Here is a 17,543-nt window from a genome sequence, read left to right as displayed (position 1 = left end):
TATGCACCTAAAGAAGTGTTGCTCTACGAAGAAACCACAATTGCCTCTTCGACAATATTATTTTTCACCAATTACTAAAAATTTTTCCAAAAACTCTCGATTTTGAATCACTCTGCCATCATTGCCAAGATATTTTGCAGCCATTTCATTATGATAAGAAGCAAGTTCGTATTTACCAATTTTTGAATAACACACACATAGCTGAATGTGAGGTATCCAGGTCCAACAAGCATGACTAATTAGCCCCCAACTATCATTTGGCTCTTCTAGGGATGGTACTAATTTATACCAGAATATGGACCTTTTAAATTCACCAATGCTTAGATAATGGTATCCGAGCCGACAACAAAACTCTGCTCTGGGAACATCATATTCAAATGATTTAAAAATATATTTTAATTGGTTTTCTATATCATTTAGAAAATAGTAACAATCTGCTAGCTTCCCACAAGTGGAAATAATATCTTCAACCCACCCCTTATTCGTTGCTAAGAAACGGTGGTAGTATTCAATTGCCCTATTATATAATTTGTGATCTAATAACTCATTAGCAAAATAATACAAATCTCTAGGAGTGAATGTTTCTCCTTTTAATAATCGATGCTCATAAATTCGCAAATTGCGATCAGAATCATGTTTTATGGGACTATGAGTTATTGCGACATCACTCTGTAAGACATGCCCATATACTTCAAGATATTCATGAACCTTTCCAATCCAAACACAATTATTTGCCCTTTTTACCAATCTATTACGGCGAATCTGAGTAACAATGTTGCCTTGATCATCGCTAGACAAATTATATAGCATACTGACCGCATCTGTTGTGTTGTCCATGCTTCCCAAAAGCGTCAATAGCTTATTACGATCATTAGGTTCTAGAACATCATCGGCATCTAGCCAGAGAATATACTCCTTTGTTGCTAAACTAAAGGAATAATTCCTGGCAGCTGCAAAATCATCTATCCATTCAAAATCGTAAATTTGGTCAGTATACTGACGTACAACATCTTTTGTATGATCATTTGAACCTGTATCAACAATAATAATTTCTTGTACAACATCCCTTACAGATGTTAAGCACCGCCCAATAGTAGCTTCCTCATTTTTTACAATCATACATAGACTTACTGGCATGATAGATGGTCCCTCCATAGTACCCCTTCCTTCAACCTTTATTAATCTATTCTATTGCTAGAACCAACCAAGGGACTCATCTTTAATAAAAAATGAGAAATCGAAAAGCTTCCAGCAAAAACGCTGGAAGCTTTTTTAAAAAATTGCGTAGATGGAGGGAACTTCATTAATACCTTCCCCCCTCATAAAACAGGTGTTTATGTTAGGATTTCCCCCATCAAATAGCCAGAGAGCAATCCCCCTATTTTTATATGTTAACCATAATAATCCGCCGGATTTGCCCCAGTCAAAGCAATCATAAAATTGAGGCCCAAAGATGGCATCATATTGTTGTGCGCCTTATCGCCGCCGCTGGTAGTGAGCGCTGCTGCATTCATTGTAGAGTCAAGAGCACTTCCTGCAGCCGCATAAGGGGTTTGTGTACCGCCATTTGCCCATAGCATATTTTCGCCAGGCACACTATTCGTCCCCGCGCCACTTGTCGCACGCACAGTGTGGCCATGCCTGGGGACTTCGTTTACTGACAGGGTAACCGTCTCACTCCCCCCCTTGGCGCCTAAAGGATATTGCTCACTAGCCCCAATTATCGTCCTGCCGCATAAATCTGGTAGCGCAAATTTATCTGTACCGTCACCACCATAGGTTATACCAATTAAATTATATAAATCCTGATACTGTTTTACATCTACTAAGCTTCCATCACACAAATGCCAGCCATCTGGCAACGTAGTCCCGGCAAACATACGTATTTCCCCCACATAATACTGAAACTCATAGTCAGCCGGATAAGGAACAATCATATAATTCAGGCAAATACTCGGCTGGATATTATTATGAGCAAAACCCTTGCCCTCTGTAGCGGTAATTGCCGAAGCGCACATTTCGGTATTTGGCGCATTTTCTGAATAAGTACCCGGCACATTCTTCGCCCAAAAACTCCCCTCAGGATTATTGGTTAATGCCGAATCTGAGCACTTACTAACAGCCCTTACCTTATGAGAATGCACCGGCATTTGCTCAGCTGATAAGGTTTCTTGGGTACTGCCAACCAGATCATTTAACTTGCGTTCGGTGAGTCCCGTGCCCTGACCTGTGCCAATTACGGTTCTGCCGTTAAAATTCGGCACCCCAAACGTTGTTACTCCGTCGCCGCCATAAGTATCTTTCAGCACAGCTGCTAACTCTGGATACTCTGACACTGAAAAAACACCGCCATTACACATTAGCCAGTCCCATGGCGTAAAATTAAATCCAACAATACGAACCTCGCCTACATACCAATCCGACATTTTGCTGCCTCCTAACTCCGTGATGGGTAAAGTCCCATACACGCAATACAAAAATATACCGGTAAATATGGCTGCATATTATCATGCGCCCCGCTACCCCCGGCATCATCTAACGCCGCACTATTCATAGCTACCAAATTAGACTGCTGAGCGTATACATTAACTTGCCCATCGACTGTTCCCCATACGGTACCGTTAACACTGAAACTTCCTCCGCTCTGATTATCTGCTTGTGGGACATGATTATGAACAGGGACTTCCTCGTTGGTGAGCGTATGCAAAGCATCCCCGTCCGACTTGCCATATTCAATGTTAATTAAGTCCAGGGCATTATTATTTAACCCCACGACAGCTTTTCCCCTGAGATCCGGCAAACCAAAGACACCGGTTTTCATATCCCCGCCAAAAGTAAACCCAATAAGACTTTGCAATGCCACGTAATAAATTATTGGTATTAGTCTGCCGTCACACGGCAGCCAGCCTACCGGGCATACACCATAGGGAAACGCTCTAATTTCGCCAATATACCATTCCGTACCAATCACACTCTCAGCTCCTTCCATATTCATTTTGCCGCAGTGAATTTCCCTGCGGCAACTATACTAGATTGTTGTCAGCCTGTTTTGCTTAAAGATCTGCTTGAGCTATTCTAAAGTAAGTGGTCCATAATCTATAGCATCTACGTGTCTTCCAGAATGCCCCACAGCCTGCATATAAGTCGTATAACCATGTACTCCATCAGGGGAACCGTAAAAGGCATAATAATCATTAGTCAGCGGCGGTAATGTAAACCTAGCTAACCCACCAACTACCTGAACGCTCGCGACCACAGTACTATTATCACTACCTAGATGTGCAATAATGTATTTAACACAATATTGACCATTATTGGGAGTATCATTAAACTGTGAATCGCTAACCGAAAACGTAATAGTAGCCATTGCCTGCGCCGCAAAGGTGGCTGCTATGGTATGCACCCCCGTTACATTGGTAAAGTCATAGTTTTGCGATCCGCCTACTCCAGTAGCTGTTACGGCTACTGTTTGCTGCGACGGAAGACCGCTATCCACTGTAATTGTGGCGATAGTGTGCGTCGCATCTGCCGTTATGGTATACCTCTGAGTACCTCCAGTAGTTACTGCTGTTGTACCGCTCGGACTGATGCTTCCTCCGCTTCCCGCACTTGCTGTTATATTGTAAGTTTTCAGTGTAAAGGTGGCTGCTATAGTATGCACCCCCGTTACATTAGTAAAGTCATAGTTTTGCGATCCGCCTACCCCGGTAGCTGTTACGGCTACTGTTTGCTGCGACGGAAGGCCGCTATCTACTGTAATTGAGGCGATAGTGTGCGTCGCATCTGCCGTTATGATATACCTCTGATTAGCTCCGCTGGTTACTGCCGTTACACCGCTTGGACTGACACTTCCTCCGCTTCCTGCACTTGCCGTTATATTGTAGGTTGGTACCGCCGCAAAGGTGGCTGTTATGGTATGCGCCCCGGTTACATTCGTCAAGGAAACGGTTTGCGGTGACCCTGTCACTGGTACAGAAACGGCATATGGCGTACCTGTATCCACGGTGATACTAGCAATTGCTTTCCCTGTATCTGCCGTTATAGTATACGTTGGACTGCTTCCATAGCTCACGCTGGTTGATCCGGTAATCGTTCCGCCCGTTCCGGAGTTAAGCGTAATTGAATAGGTTGGTACCGTAAAGGATGCCGTTATCGTATGCACCCCAGTTACATTGGTAAAGTCATAGTTTTGCGATCCGCCTACCCCTGTAGCTGTTACGGCTACTGTTTGCTGCGACGGAAGGCCACTATCTACAGTAATTGAGGCGATAGTGTGCGTCGCATCTGCCGTTATGGTATACCTCTGAGTACCTCCACTGACTACTGCCGTTGCACCGCTTGGACTGATACTTCCTCCGCTTCCTGCACTTGCCGTTATATTGTAAGTTTGCACCGCCGCAAAGGTGGCTGTTATGGTATGCGCCCCGGTTACATTGGTAAAGTCATAGTTTTGCGATCCGCCTACCCCTGTAGCTGTTACGGCTACTGTTTGCTGCGACGGAAGGCCACTATCTACAGTAATTGAGGCGATAGTGTGCGTCGCATCTGCCGTTATGGTATACCTCTGAGTACCTCCACTGACTACTGCCGTTGCACCGCTTGGACTGATACTTCCTCCGCTTCCTGCACTTGCCGTTATATTGTAAGTTTGCACCCCAGGCTGCGAGCTGCTTGTTATGCTTACCGTTGCTGTTTTGCCATTTTCAACTATTATGCTGCTCGGATTTACTGACGCATTATAACCAGCTGGCGCTGTTACGGTTACTGTGCAGTTGCCTGCCGGTATATTCCCAATTGTCGTTGTTGGGCTACCGCTCTTTACTGTTCCGACATGGTCTACATTATCCTTATCTTTTACCGTTACAGTATAATCTGACGCTGACGTTGTTCCATTCAAGGTTACGCTAACACTCCCAACCTGAGGTTGCTGCATAAGCGCAATGGCTACAGCTGCCGTCCCGCCATTAACTATGGCTGTGCTAGCTGATGTCGCACTGATATACCAGTTCTTACTTGCGGTAAATGTATAGTTACCTGCCGGTATATTATTGATTGTTACCACCCCGGAATCATTGGTTGTTCCTGTAAGAGAAGTTCCATCAACAGTTACCACAGCACCACTTAACGGACTTGATCCACTCATTACTGTAATTGTCGCACTGCCGCTCTCTGCTCTTAAAACACCAGTGACTGCTGTCGTGATACCATCGCTAATTTTGGCACTTACTGATTGCGAACCATAATTAGCTTTGCTAACGACAAAAGTATAATTCCCTGCTGGTAAGTCACTAAATACACCAAGTCCCCGGTCATTGGTTGTTACCGTTTTAGTCCTTCCGTCTACCACCACATCAACAGTAGCTCCGCTTAGCGCCATACCTTTTTCATCTTGGATGGTAATGACCGCACTCCCTATGTTGCTGCTGCCAGCTGGCGTCATAACAATATTGGTGTTCACCGTACCACCTGCTTGTACGCTCAAAGGAGTACTGCTGATTACCTGTCCATCATACTTAGCCGTAAATTTATATGTTCCCAGCGGCAGATTTTTAAATGTCACCGTGCCATCTACCCCGGTAGTGAGAGTTAGCGAAAAAGGTGCTTCTGCCGCATAGGCCTTCTGCATCCCAAAGAGGTTTGACAACCAGCTTGTTGCAACCTGTGCTGTCTGGCTTGTCGCTTCGGCTGTAACTGTAGCCCCACTTACAGATTGCAAGGCTGCGTTCTGAACACTTACCTGAATACTATTGCTTGCTATCGGCATTCGAACCTGAGCTGATACTGTCTGATCTTTTTGTACGGTTACTGGATTACTTTGCTGCGACAGATCAAAATAGATAACTTTTACGGTATATACCTTACCTGCATTTAACCCACCTATCGTCGCTGTACCATTTTCATCTGACACCGCCGTAGCTCCGACCATACTGCCGTCCTCTGCGTAGGCTTGTACTTTGGCGCCTTGTAACGCCTCATCGCCTGCATTTACGACCTTGACATTGATACTGCCTTGATAAGCCACAAACTTGGTGAAAGTTTCTGTTTTAATCGTATTATTTCTTTCAACTTTTTGCAGAAATTTTCCAGAAAGATCAAGCGCTTTGTCCTCCTTTTTATCTTTCAGCGAAGCTCCAAAACCGTTTGCCAATTGATAAGTAAACTTGCCATAAAAGCCACCTCTTGATAAATTTGACTTATCATAACCTGCCTCTAAGCTAAAACGTGGCGTCAGCTGCATCACACTACGCAACCTGTAGCCTATTTCTTTATCCCGGTACTTGTTATCATAAAAATAACCTGATGCAAATAGTTTTAGCCAGCGGGCATGAGTAAAAGAAGTGCCTGCCTCGTAGTCAAGCCCCTGCACCGCTCTGATGTAAGAATATAATATGCCATCGTTTTGATAGACAACCCCTGTTTGCTTATCACCGGATGTCGGCACATAAATATTAGCCCGATATTCCGCTAATTTATTAAAATATTCCACGCCTGCCCCAATGCGGGAAAGATTGTACTTAAACCCATAATCATAAAAGAGATTTAAGCCAACCATTTGTTGCTTATCTTTTGAGATTTTCCGCCAACCAATACCGAAGTTAGCTGTGTTATTATCACTTTGATAAGCATATCTTCCCTGCCAAAACCACAGCTCTCCCTTCTCACTAACTTTGCCAAAAGGCTGAATTGTTGTCAAAGAATACATTGGCTTATAATTTTGATCAAAGGCGAGCTCAAAATCAGTTGTTTTTAACCAATCCGAACCAAGTTTTTTCCTGTTTTGAAGATAATAAGGAATAATTCTATTAAAAAACTGATTAAATCTTTCTCCATCTGTTAATTGCCTGGAATCGTTGTTGTCTATTGTTGCTGTATTAACTGCCGTATTCTTGGCTGCATCTTTTTTAGCATCAAGATTAAACTGTTCAAGGTTGTTAGTTGACTCTTTTACCCCGGTACTTTCTGCATATATGGGGCCGATAAATGCCGGATTTGTCAGATACATCACTAAAATCAATAATATGGCTAAAACTTTGTTCGCTATTTTTGAACCAGTCATTGTCTTCCTCCCTCTTTCGCCAATGTTTTCCTCCTATTCGTATAATATAAATAACTATCACGTAAATCTATGTACGAAAGTGCAAAAATGCACAAAAAAAAGTGCAATCACTGTTTTAGGATTGCACTTTCGTTATTCTTCAGTCTTCCATTTACATTTTATTCCGATTTTCCAACCAGACCAATTCCGGCGGCGTAAGCAATTGCTTCGCTGCGGCTCTTAAGTTGAAGACACTCCAGAATCTGTTTGATTTCGTATTTGATTGTCCGTTCACTAAAACAAAGCACCGTCGCTACTTGTCGGTAGGTCTGTCCATTGGCTATAAGAGTCAAAATAGCCGTCTGCCGTGGTGTAAGCTTTCCCATCTCGTCTGCTGCCGTTGACACTTTTTCTGCGAAATTGTCATGACCGCTAATTTCTTTTAGGACTTTCATAGCAAGACCCGGTGCTAGTGGAGGCTCATCTCTTTCCAATGCAGCAAGCAGTTCAATCAGTTCCCTAGCCTGAAGTTTCTTCAGCAAATAGCCGCAGGCGCCACTTTTTATGGCATCAAACAGATTATCGTCTTCTTCAGAAGCTGTCAGCATAACAATCTTTACATCAGACATTTCCGCTTTTATCAAACGGGTAGCGGCAAATCCATCGCAATCACTCATGTAGATATCCATTAAAATAACATCTGGCTTAAGATTTCTCGCCTTTTCCAGTGCCTCTAACCCATTACTTGCCACACCGACAACTTGAATATCATGAGCTTGCAAAAGGGATGCCATACCTTCCCGAAACAAGCTATGATCGTCAACAAGCAATACTTTCATAAACTTTCTTCCCTTCTGTAATAGCTGCGACGGTTTTCCGGCTGGCCATAGCTGAGCTACGCCCCGTAAAGGCATTTATTCTTTGTTTAGTGGAACCGTCACAACAACTTTGGTACCTCGCCCTGGTTCTGAAGCAATTTCTAGCACACCGCCAGATTTTTCGGCGCGTTCGCGCATGCTAGTAAGACCATACCCTTTTCCTTCAAAATCGATAAACGGCTCAAAGCCCTCACCATCATCTTCCACAATAATTCTCACTTTATCGCCCTCTATTGTCAACGCAATTAAAATCTTGCTTGCTACCGCATGTTTTAGACTATTCGTCAAAGCTTCTTGCACAATCCGCAGCAGTTGCAGGGCTAGCTCAGCCTCCAATTCCCGTTGGTAAAAACTTTCCGCTATGTCGAGTTCAAGTTGCAAATCATGCTCTTTTCTGATCCATTCGACATATTCCCTTAACATCTCAGCGAATCCTTTTTTTAGCATTTTTTCCGTTTGCACACCGCGAATGTATTGACGAACATCGTCATAAGCCTGTTGGGAAGCTTCAGTTAGACGACTTAAACCAGAAACCACCGCAGCCGTTTGTCCCTTGGTAGTAAATTCTGCTGCCGCTTGGGATTGGATATTTATATACCCCAATATTTGGCATAGATTATCGTGTAACTCCCTAGCCAAACTGGCCCGTTCCTCCATAATTACTACTGATCTTTGCTGCTCCAGCATTTGCTCTTGGTTTCGCCTTTGTTCGGTAATATCTTTTAGTAATATAATTCGCCCAAGAAAGTGGTTCCCCGATGATTGTAGTGGAATCTTGAGTAATTGGTAAAAACAATAACCATCCGGCTGTTCTCTTTCTCCTTCGACAACCTCAGAATGAACCGTGGCGTCCACCTCAGACAAAACCGGCCAAACTTTTGCAACTGCCCGAAATTCACTGCCTACAACTACAGGCAAACCATTGAGCATTCTTTTTGCTATAGGATTTACATATACAATATAATTTTCGTCGTCAATAATCAAAAGGCCCTCGACAATATTTTGCATAGCCGCCGATTGCGCTAATGACAAGAGATTATAAAACTGCCAGAGATAGTATATCCAAGTTACAGCGATTCCATTGAGCAAAAAGCCCAATGGAATTGCTATATTAACTTGCTGCTCTGAAATCTTCCATATGAAAAAGCTGACCCAGGAAATTAACACAGCAAAAAAGTAACAAACGGCTTGTTTGCGTCGTAATCCCACAGAAGTAGTAATCCAGCGAAGCGCAAAAAATGTGGCGATGCAACCTAACAAAAGGCTGTATCCCATAATAATCGCTTGACTTATTCTACAATTAAAAACAACTTGTTGCCCGTCTTGATAAGCGCCTCCCCCAATTAGCCCATTCCAATTCGTCATTATGATGAGCAGACAAATCAAAAACCAGCTTCCGAAAAGACTGTATTTTGCCACAGGTGCCATTCTGTTTTTCCGCTGCCCGAACTGCCAGGAAAAGATCACCCAAAGACAAACAAGCGCAGAACCTACCAGTTTCTGAACAGTAACCCAAAGTACTTTATCAGTTAACGTTGTACTGGTACTGTACAGTACCATAGTCAAAATCCAAATTGCTTTGCATACCTGAGCACTAGAAGCAGCCATAGCGCCTGGCATTTTACGAAACTGCCAGGTATAGATCGCTAAAGCCTCCAAGACTGCAATGACGCTAAAGTAGAATGCAATATTCTCGACAGGATAGTACGTTTGAATCAGCACAATAAAATCTAACCTTTCCCATTATGACAAATAATATATGTAACTAGCACACAATCCTAATATCCATAAAATTGGCGTTATGTCTAATTACTTCTACGATATAGATAAACTCCCTGTTATTTATCTAGTATTTTATTTAAAACAGTTGGTTTTAACTGTATTTTTATACTACGATACTTCCTCGATCTCTTCACTTTTTCCCCCTTGGATTGGCACATAGTTTAACAAGATATATTGTGTTTGAACTGATCGATCGCATCAAAGTATCGAAATACTATTGCATTAATGGGTAGAAAGTGCTGGACATAAATATTTCCTATCAGTTTAGTCTAAAAAATTCGAATCATAAGCCGCAAAAAATAAATAGAGCTACTTGAAGTCATCCTACAAAGATAGCACTTCAAACCAGCTCTATGGACAATACATTATCAGTATTCACAAAAAAGCTTCCAGCAAAATTGCTGGAAGCCTTGATTTCATTGGCGGAGAGGGTGGGATTCGAACCCACGGTCCCTTTGACAGGACACTTGATTTCGAGTCAAGCACCTTCGACCACTCGGACACCTCTCCATATTTTATTTACGACGACTTTTAAAGAAGTTCTTCATTAAAGAACTACATTCATCAGCAAGTATTCCCGCCGTCACGTCAACCTGATGATTCAATCCCGGATGCTGCACAATGTTAAACAGGGATTCCACGGCTCCTGCTTTATAGTCAGAACTGCCATAAACGACACGGTCAATCCGGCTCATCACAATAGCGCCTGCACACATGGGACACGGTTCTATAGTAACATAAAGAGTTGCTCCCGTCAAACGCCAACGCCCTAGCTTTTGGCAAGCTTCCCGAATGACAATGACTTCCGCATGCGCTGTAGCATCATGCCAAGTTTCCCGTCGATTATGGGCCGTCGCAACGACTTCATCGTTCAGCACTAAAACAGCGCCAATGGGAACTTCGCCTATGTCACCAGCCAGTTTTGCCTGGTCTAACGCTAGATTCATATACAAGACGTCTTTATTTTCCATGATACATCCTCTTTTACAGTTACTATAATATTTTATCGCATATAAAGTAATTCCGCAAGTCTCAACTCACAAAACTCGCAAAAAACCGCTGCCAAATTTTGCTTTGACAGCGGCTACTATAAACTTTCCTTATTGACTGATTATCAGATCGTTTACTTACATACTTTTACGATAAATTTCCCGAATCTCTTCACGGGTTGGCGTTTTCGGATGATTCGACAGATTTACCTGCATCGTATTGATCGCCTGATCAGTAAGCCAGTCAATATCAGCTTCTTTCGCGCCAAAATCCTTTAGACGTGGCGGCATATCAACTTTGGCCATAAGCTCTTTGACACAATCAATACATTTTGCGGCAGCTGCTTCTACCGACAAGCCGCTAATATCGGCTCCCATCGCTTGGGCAATTTGAGCAAATTTCTCCGGTACAGCCGAAAGTGTGAATTCTAAAATGGCCACATAAAGCGAAGCAAGGCCTTCACCATGAGGCGCATCATAAAGGCCGCTTACGGGATGCTCCATGCCATGAGGCAGTGCCGTACCGCTGCTGTCAATCGCCATACCGCCCAAAGTATTAGCCAGCGATACCTTTTCCCAAGCAGCTAGATTTTTCGGATCTTCATAGACAAGCGGCAAGTTTTCACTAGATAGACGAATCGCCTGAAGCGCCATCATAGCAGTCATATCATTGCTGCGACGGCCAATAAACGCCTCAATGGCATGAAACAGCGCATCAAGACCTGGGCCAGCAATCGATTTTTTCGGTAACGTCACAAGCAGCTCCGGATCAATAATCGACGCTTTCGCATACAAGTGCGGTCCGCGCATTCCTTTTTTATCTTTATTTTCAGGATTCGTTAAAACCCCGATGCAGTTTCCTTCACTGCCCGTACCGGCTGTCGTCGTGACAAGCACCAGCGGCAATGCGCCTATTCCAGGCTTACCGTAAAGATAATCAGCAGCTTTCCCAGGATTTTTAGCCATAAAAGCAACAGCTTTGGCCGCATCCATAGAACTGCCGCCGCCAAGACCGATAACGAGGTCACAACCTTCCTTGCGTGCCACTTCACCGCCTTCATCCACTGTTGTCGTCAAAGGATTGGCTTTCACTTTATCAAATACGACTGCCGTCACACCAGCCTCTGTCAAATACCCTTTAACCCGATCAAGCAGACCAGTTCGTCCTGAGCTACCAGACGTAACAATAATAGCTTTTTGTCCATTTTCTTTAGCAATCGCGCCAATTTCCGCCAGTCTTCCTCTGCCGAAAATTAACCGTACTGGATTATGAAAGTCAAAAGAACTCACTTCAAGCACCTCCCAAAATCTTGCTTCTGTTAAGGATTTTCGCAGATATAAACGTAAAGTCCTGCTTAGAGCCCTAGGAAAGTTTTCCTTGTCATGACCCAATGAGCGCATCAACAGTTCGCACTAACAGCTCCGTACCAGGCGCTAAGATTTCCTCATTAAAATTAAAGTAGTTATTATGATGCCCTGCCGCAAGCTCCGAACCCAGCATTAAATAAGTCCCCTGGCCGCCGCCCGCCTGTACAACTGACATGAAGTGAGAAAAATCCTCGGTAGCGCCAAAGGCGCTATATTCGATAAGCTCCTGAAAAAATTCCATCTTACTAGCAATGGCTTTTACTTTTGCCGCAAGTTCGGGACTACTTTCGCCGCTCTTCGTACCGCCTACTTCGGCGATTTCACAATCGACATCATACATAGCCGCAGCGGCCTTGATAATCCGGCGAGCTTCTGTCGTCATATATTCATCAAGTTCACTCGTTTCACCGCGGGTTTCCAGCTTCATGAGCGCATTCGGCGGAATGACATTTCGCCCCTGACCAGCCTGCAGCGTTCCTACAGTAATGCGAGTCGCGCCTTGACTATGCCGGGAAATTGCATGGAGATTTAAGGCGCAGGCGGCAGCCGCTAACAGCGCATTTTTCCCTTCTTCCGGCGCTGCTGCCGCATGGGCCGGTTTCCCGCGATAGGTTACATCATATTTTGTCGTTGCTAAAAACTTACCTGTACTGCAAATTAAAGTGCCTGTTTGCTGGGCCTGAAACCCTATATGAAGTCCTAATATGTAATCTACACCGTCAACAGCTCCGGCGGCAACCATCGCCCGCGCCCCGCGGCTGCCTTCTTCGCCAGGCTGAAAAATCAGCCGGACTGTACCGGCAAGCTGATCTTTAAGACTCGCCAATACTTTGGCAACAGCCAAACCAATGGCGCTATGCCCATCGTGACCGCAAGCGTGCATTACGCCGTCATGACAGGAAGCAAAGCCAGCTTGTGCCGGACTATGCTGTTCATCTTGCGCTTCCTGCACATCATTGGCGTCAATGTCAAACCGAAGCGCTACTACCGGCCCTTCACCGCAAACAAGATCCGCTACAATCCCAGTCCGTCCGCCCGCTAAGTGTTTCAGCCATTTTTCATCAGCGCCTTCGGCTTGGGCTCGTTTCATATGAGCAGCCAGCTCGGCCTCATTTGGCACGCCTAACATGGCTTCTTGTTTTACAGCCGCCTCACCAAGTTTCAACGTATACCCCAAACTATCAAGTTGTTGAGCAATAAGCGCTGCCGTCCGAAATTCCGTCCAACCACTCTCGGGATAGCGATGAAAATCGCGACGACATTGAATGATTTCGTCTTTTATTGCTTGCACGAATTGATGAATTTGATCCATTATTCTTACTCCCCCTACGAATCTACAACAGATAGTATCCTGACCTTTGCTTATAGCATACCACGAAGCCTCATTGAACGTCAGATCAATTCAAGATTTTCCCGTAAAGACAAAAAAAGGTCCTCAAGGCATAGGGGAGGCCAGAGGACAAAAGAGGAGTAATGAGATTTATATGAACGACCTTAACGGCCGGTGTTCCGTTGTTCTTTCTGGCTATAGAATAACAAATAAATATGACAAAAATATGACAATCCTATTGAAGTTAAATAAAAAGACCGCTGCCATTTAGAATCCTAAATCACAGCGGCTTTCTTCTACGCTTCTATAACCTTTTATCGAAAAATAACTTTACCTGTTTTTAGATCATAGACGGCGCCGGCAATCTTTACGGAATCATGAGAAACGCCTTCACTAATAATCGGTTTCGTCATCATTAACTTTTTAACAATCAAATCTACATTGGCTTTTACCGTATTAGATACTTTATCACCAGACTGGTTAGCAGCTTGTAATACGGCAGGCTCGATGGCCTTAGTAATGGCGCCAATATGACCGGGCACCTCACCACCAGCGACAGCCGCTTTTACAGCACCGCAATCTTCATGACCTAAAACAACGATTAAGTGAACTCCTACATGTTCTACCGCATATTCAATACTGCCCAAAGCGACATCATCAACAACTTCACCGGCTGTACGAATCACAAATAAATCTCCTAGTCCCTGATCAAAGACCAGCTCTGGTGGAACCCGAGAGTCAGAGCAGCTTACGATAATGGCAAAAGGATGCTGGCCTTTCGTCAGTTCAGTTCGTCGCGCCTGACCAATATTACTTGCTTTCTGCTGCTCAGCAACAAATCGGCTATTGCCATCAGTCAAAAGTTGCAAGGCTTTATCAGCACTCACACCAGTGTCACTGCTATTGGCCCATGCCGCCGGTGCAAAGCAAAGGACAAAAGCCATCATAACTACCATCGATACCCATTTTCTCATTTTAGCCCTCCTATTTTTTATGAATTATCAATCAATTCTATTTCTCCATCCTATTTTCCTGTAAAATATGACATTTTATTTGAAAATAAAAAGCAGTTTCACTCTGAATGCAGAGGAAACTGCCCTAAAGACTATTATGAAGCTACAATAGAACGATTATAACTACTATAGGAGTTATTGTGAAGTTACTATGAGACTGCTAGAAAACTTATGAACCTAAAATAAAGCTCTAGCCAAAACTACGATAAGCCTAGTCTGCAACTATTTCGCCGAATAGTCGTAGAAACCTTTGCCTGTTTTACGGCCTAAATAGCCAGCCTGTACCATTTTCTTCAGCAGCGGACAAGGACGATATTTCGGATCACCATAGCCCTCGTAAAGCACTTCCATAATCGACAATACCGTATCATTGCCGATCAAATCAGAAAGCGCTAACGGTCCCATGGGATGATTAAAGCCAAGCTTCGCTACAGCATCAATATCTTCCACGCTAGCAACGCCTTCGGCATAGGCAAAAATCGCCTCATTAATCATAGGAATCATAATCCGATTGCCCGCAAATCCTGGTGCATCATTAATCGTAACAGGCGATTTTCCTAGATTCTGCGCCAAAGCAAAAATAGTCTGGTACGTTTCTTCGCTTGTTGCCAAACCCTTGATAATCTCAACAAGCTTCATAACTGGCGCCGGATTGAAGAAATGCATACCGATAAAACGATCGGGCCGTTTTGTCGTAGCCGCTACAGCTGTAATCGGCAGAGAGGATGTATTAGATGCCAGAATCGTATGACTAGGACATAAATCATCAACGGTTGTAAAAATTGTCTTTTTAATCGCCATATTTTCTACAGCTGCTTCAATGACAAGATCTACATTGCAGGCCGCTTTGTCAAGTTCAACAACGCCGCAGATTCGCTGATTAATAGCGCCTTTTTCTTCCGCAGTCAGCTTGCCCTTTTCTACAAGTTTCGCCAGATTCTTTTCAATCCCAGCTACACCCTTTTGCACAAATTCTTCCTTAATGTCCTGCAGTACAACTTCCAGGCCGCTTTGCGCTAAAACCTGCGCAATACCGCTGCCCATTTGTCCAGCCCCAATAACAAGTACTCTTCTAATATCCATAGTGATCATCCTCCCTTGATTACAAGCGTTTTATCCTCACCTTATTAGGCTTTAAGCTTTTTAAACTCTTCAATCAAAATCGGTAGAACTTCCATAGCATCTGCCACAATACCATAGTCGGCATATTTAAAGATTGTCGCATCAGGATCTTTATTGACAGCAATAATCAGATCTGATGTCGTCATGCCCGCCAAATGCTGAATGGCGCCTGAAATTCCAAAGGCAAAATAGATCTTCGGCGCAACGGTCTTACCCGTCTGCCCCACTTGATGCAGCGCCTGTTTCCAGCCAGCGTCAACGGCTGCACGGGACGCCCCAACGGCTCCGCCCAGCACTTCTGCCAAGTCTTCAATGAGCTTGAAGTTTTCCAAGCTGCACAAGCCACGGCCGCCTGCTACAACAATTTCTGCTTCTTCAATATTGCACGATGCCGAACATACGCTGATCACTTCGATCAGTTTCGTCCGAATTTCTTCTGGTTTCACTTTGCTCTTTAAGCGGACAATTTCGCCCGTTTTGCTATAATCTTGCTCGGGACGCTTAAAGACTTTCGGGCGAACCGTCCCCATCTGCGGACGATAATCCGGGCATACAATCGTAGCCATGATGTTGCCGCCAAAAGCTGGACGCGTCCAAGCTACTAATCGATCTTCATTGATATCCAGGTTCGTACAGTCTGCCGTTAGGCCGGCATTGACTCGGCAGGATACTCTCGGTCCAAGATCGCGGCCGTCGACTGTCGCCCCTAATAAAATTACATTCGGTTTATACGTATTGACTAGATCGACAAACGCGCTAGTGAAGGCATCGGAATTGTAATGACTGAATTCTTCTCCTTCTACGGCATAGACTTTGTCTGCGCCGCTCGCAAAGAGTTCTTTCGCCACTTCATCTACATTACCGCCGAACATGACTGCCGACAATTCTTCGCCTAATTTATCGGCTAAAATCCGCCCCTGGCCTAACAGTTCATGAACCACGCCGCGAGCCTGACCGGCAGTTTGTTCTACAAAGACCCATACGCCTTTATAATCACTCTTATCGACTGTTGCCGAGGATTCTACTTTTTCCCGGCTGATTGCTTCTACCGGACATACCGATAGGCAAGCGCCGCAGCTTGTGCAGGCGTCTGTTGCAAAAGCTTTGCCATTATCCTGCATTTCCAGCGCGCCGAAGGGACAGGCTCCCACACAGGCGCCACAGCCGATACAGATTTCTTGATCTACTTTTACTGCCACTGTTTGTTCCCTCCTTATATAACCTTCGCGTCGGTAAGTTTTTGCATAAGCACTGCCACGGCTTCACGGGGCGTTTCTGCTTCGATCATCTGACCGCCCGAGCGGGAAGGAGGGGTAAAGATTTTGCTAACCTGTGTCGGCGACCCTTTGAGACCGATGCGTTTTTCATCTACCTCAATTTCAGCCAGCGTCCATACAGGAATTTCTTTACGATTGGCTTTCATGGTACCACGTACCGTTGGAAAGCGCGGCTCATTTGCTGATTTCACGACCGTAGCTAACAGCGGCAATTTCCCTTCGATCACTTCATAGCCTTCTTCATGTTCGCGTTCGACGCGGAGCGTATCGCCCTGCACTTCGAATTTAGAACAGCAGGTAATCTGGGAAATGCCTAAATGCTCAGCAATTTCCGGTCCAACTTGAGCCGTATCGCCATCAATGGCCTGTTTGCCACAGAGAATGAGATCATAGGTAGCGATCTTTTTGATGGCTGAGGCAATGGTGTAGCTTGTCGCCAGCGTATCGGCGCCGCCGAAGGCGCGATCGCTAATCAGGATCGCCTCATCAGCTCCCATAGCCAAACATTCTTTCAGGGCGTCTTTCGCCTGAGGCGGTCCCATGGAGACGACGGTCACTTTGCCGCCTTCTTTTTCTTTGAGCTGCAGCGCCGCTTCCAAAGCATTTTTGTCAAAAGGATTGACAATGCTCGGTACTCCCTGGCGAACGAGCGTGTTCGTTACGGGATCAATCTTTACTTCCGTCGTGTCAGGCACTTGCTTGACACAAACTACGATTTCCATACTTTCGGCCTCCTGTTGTATAATTG

The 17,543-nt window shown here is 44.6% G+C and carries 13 protein-coding genes and 1 tRNA gene; all 14 read right to left on the bottom strand.

From position 1 onward, the window contains the following. Positions 1-57: 57 nt before the first annotated feature. The 14 genes from AC0MXB_RS17440 to AC0MXB_RS17375 all read right to left on the bottom strand — a co-directional run bounded on the left by AC0MXB_RS17440 (position 58) and on the right by AC0MXB_RS17375 (position 17,517). Positions 58-1,155: a tetratricopeptide repeat-containing glycosyltransferase family 2 protein gene (locus tag AC0MXB_RS17440; RefSeq protein ID WP_474040999.1), complete on the bottom strand. Its 1,098-nt coding sequence runs from the start codon at positions 1,153-1,155 to the stop codon at positions 58-60. A gap of 236 nt (positions 1,156-1,391) precedes the next feature. Then, positions 1,392-2,426, bottom strand: a complete 1,035-nt coding sequence (locus AC0MXB_RS17435; protein ID WP_474040998.1) for a phage tail protein — start codon at positions 2,424-2,426, stop codon at positions 1,392-1,394. Between the two features lie 11 nt (positions 2,427-2,437). After that, positions 2,438-2,971 (bottom strand): phage tail protein, encoded by a 534-nt coding sequence (locus AC0MXB_RS17430; protein ID WP_474040997.1) that lies wholly within the window; start codon positions 2,969-2,971, stop codon positions 2,438-2,440. A gap of 99 nt (positions 2,972-3,070) precedes the next feature. Beyond that, on the bottom strand, positions 3,071-7,057 hold the full coding sequence (locus AC0MXB_RS17425; protein WP_474040996.1) for a SpaA isopeptide-forming pilin-related protein: 3,987 nt from the start codon (positions 7,055-7,057) through the stop codon (positions 3,071-3,073). 158 nt (positions 7,058-7,215) lie between these two features. Continuing rightward, entirely contained in the window at positions 7,216-7,875 is a 660-nt protein-coding gene (locus AC0MXB_RS17420) for a response regulator transcription factor (protein WP_474040995.1), read from the bottom strand. Between the two features lie 75 nt (positions 7,876-7,950). Then, positions 7,951-9,636, bottom strand: coding sequence for a sensor histidine kinase (locus AC0MXB_RS17415; protein WP_474040994.1), 1,686 nt, complete (start codon positions 9,634-9,636; stop codon positions 7,951-7,953). A gap of 480 nt (positions 9,637-10,116) precedes the next feature. Continuing rightward, positions 10,117-10,206: transfer RNA gene (locus AC0MXB_RS17410), tRNA-Ser, on the bottom strand. Between the two features lie 5 nt (positions 10,207-10,211). Then, positions 10,212-10,667, bottom strand: a complete 456-nt coding sequence (gene tadA, locus AC0MXB_RS17405) for a tRNA adenosine(34) deaminase TadA (protein ID WP_474040993.1) — start codon at positions 10,665-10,667, stop codon at positions 10,212-10,214. Positions 10,668-10,823: 156 nt separating this feature from the next. After that, positions 10,824-11,975: an iron-containing alcohol dehydrogenase gene (locus AC0MXB_RS17400; protein ID WP_474040992.1), complete on the bottom strand. Its 1,152-nt coding sequence runs from the start codon at positions 11,973-11,975 to the stop codon at positions 10,824-10,826. Positions 11,976-12,066: 91 nt separating this feature from the next. Continuing rightward, positions 12,067-13,365 (bottom strand): amidohydrolase, encoded by a 1,299-nt coding sequence (locus AC0MXB_RS17395; RefSeq protein WP_474040991.1) that lies wholly within the window; start codon positions 13,363-13,365, stop codon positions 12,067-12,069. Between the two features lie 332 nt (positions 13,366-13,697). Further along, positions 13,698-14,357: a carbonic anhydrase gene (locus AC0MXB_RS17390; RefSeq protein ID WP_474040990.1), complete on the bottom strand. Its 660-nt coding sequence runs from the start codon at positions 14,355-14,357 to the stop codon at positions 13,698-13,700. A 261-nt stretch (positions 14,358-14,618) separates the two neighbouring features. Beyond that, positions 14,619-15,479 carry a 3-hydroxybutyryl-CoA dehydrogenase gene (locus tag AC0MXB_RS17385; protein WP_474040989.1) on the bottom strand — a complete coding sequence of 287 codons (861 nt, stop codon included), beginning with the start codon at positions 15,477-15,479 and terminating at the stop codon, positions 14,619-14,621. A gap of 44 nt (positions 15,480-15,523) precedes the next feature. Beyond that, positions 15,524-16,717, bottom strand: a complete 1,194-nt coding sequence (locus tag AC0MXB_RS17380; protein ID WP_474040674.1) for an FAD-binding protein — start codon at positions 16,715-16,717, stop codon at positions 15,524-15,526. A gap of 14 nt (positions 16,718-16,731) precedes the next feature. Next, positions 16,732-17,517 (bottom strand): electron transfer flavoprotein subunit beta/FixA family protein, encoded by a 786-nt coding sequence (locus AC0MXB_RS17375; RefSeq protein WP_474040988.1) that lies wholly within the window; start codon positions 17,515-17,517, stop codon positions 16,732-16,734. Positions 17,518-17,543: the final 26 nt, after the last annotated feature.

The organism is Pelorhabdus sp. sgz311001 (genome assembly GCF_055901755.1).
This window is presented reverse-complemented; position numbering and strand designations above follow the sequence as displayed.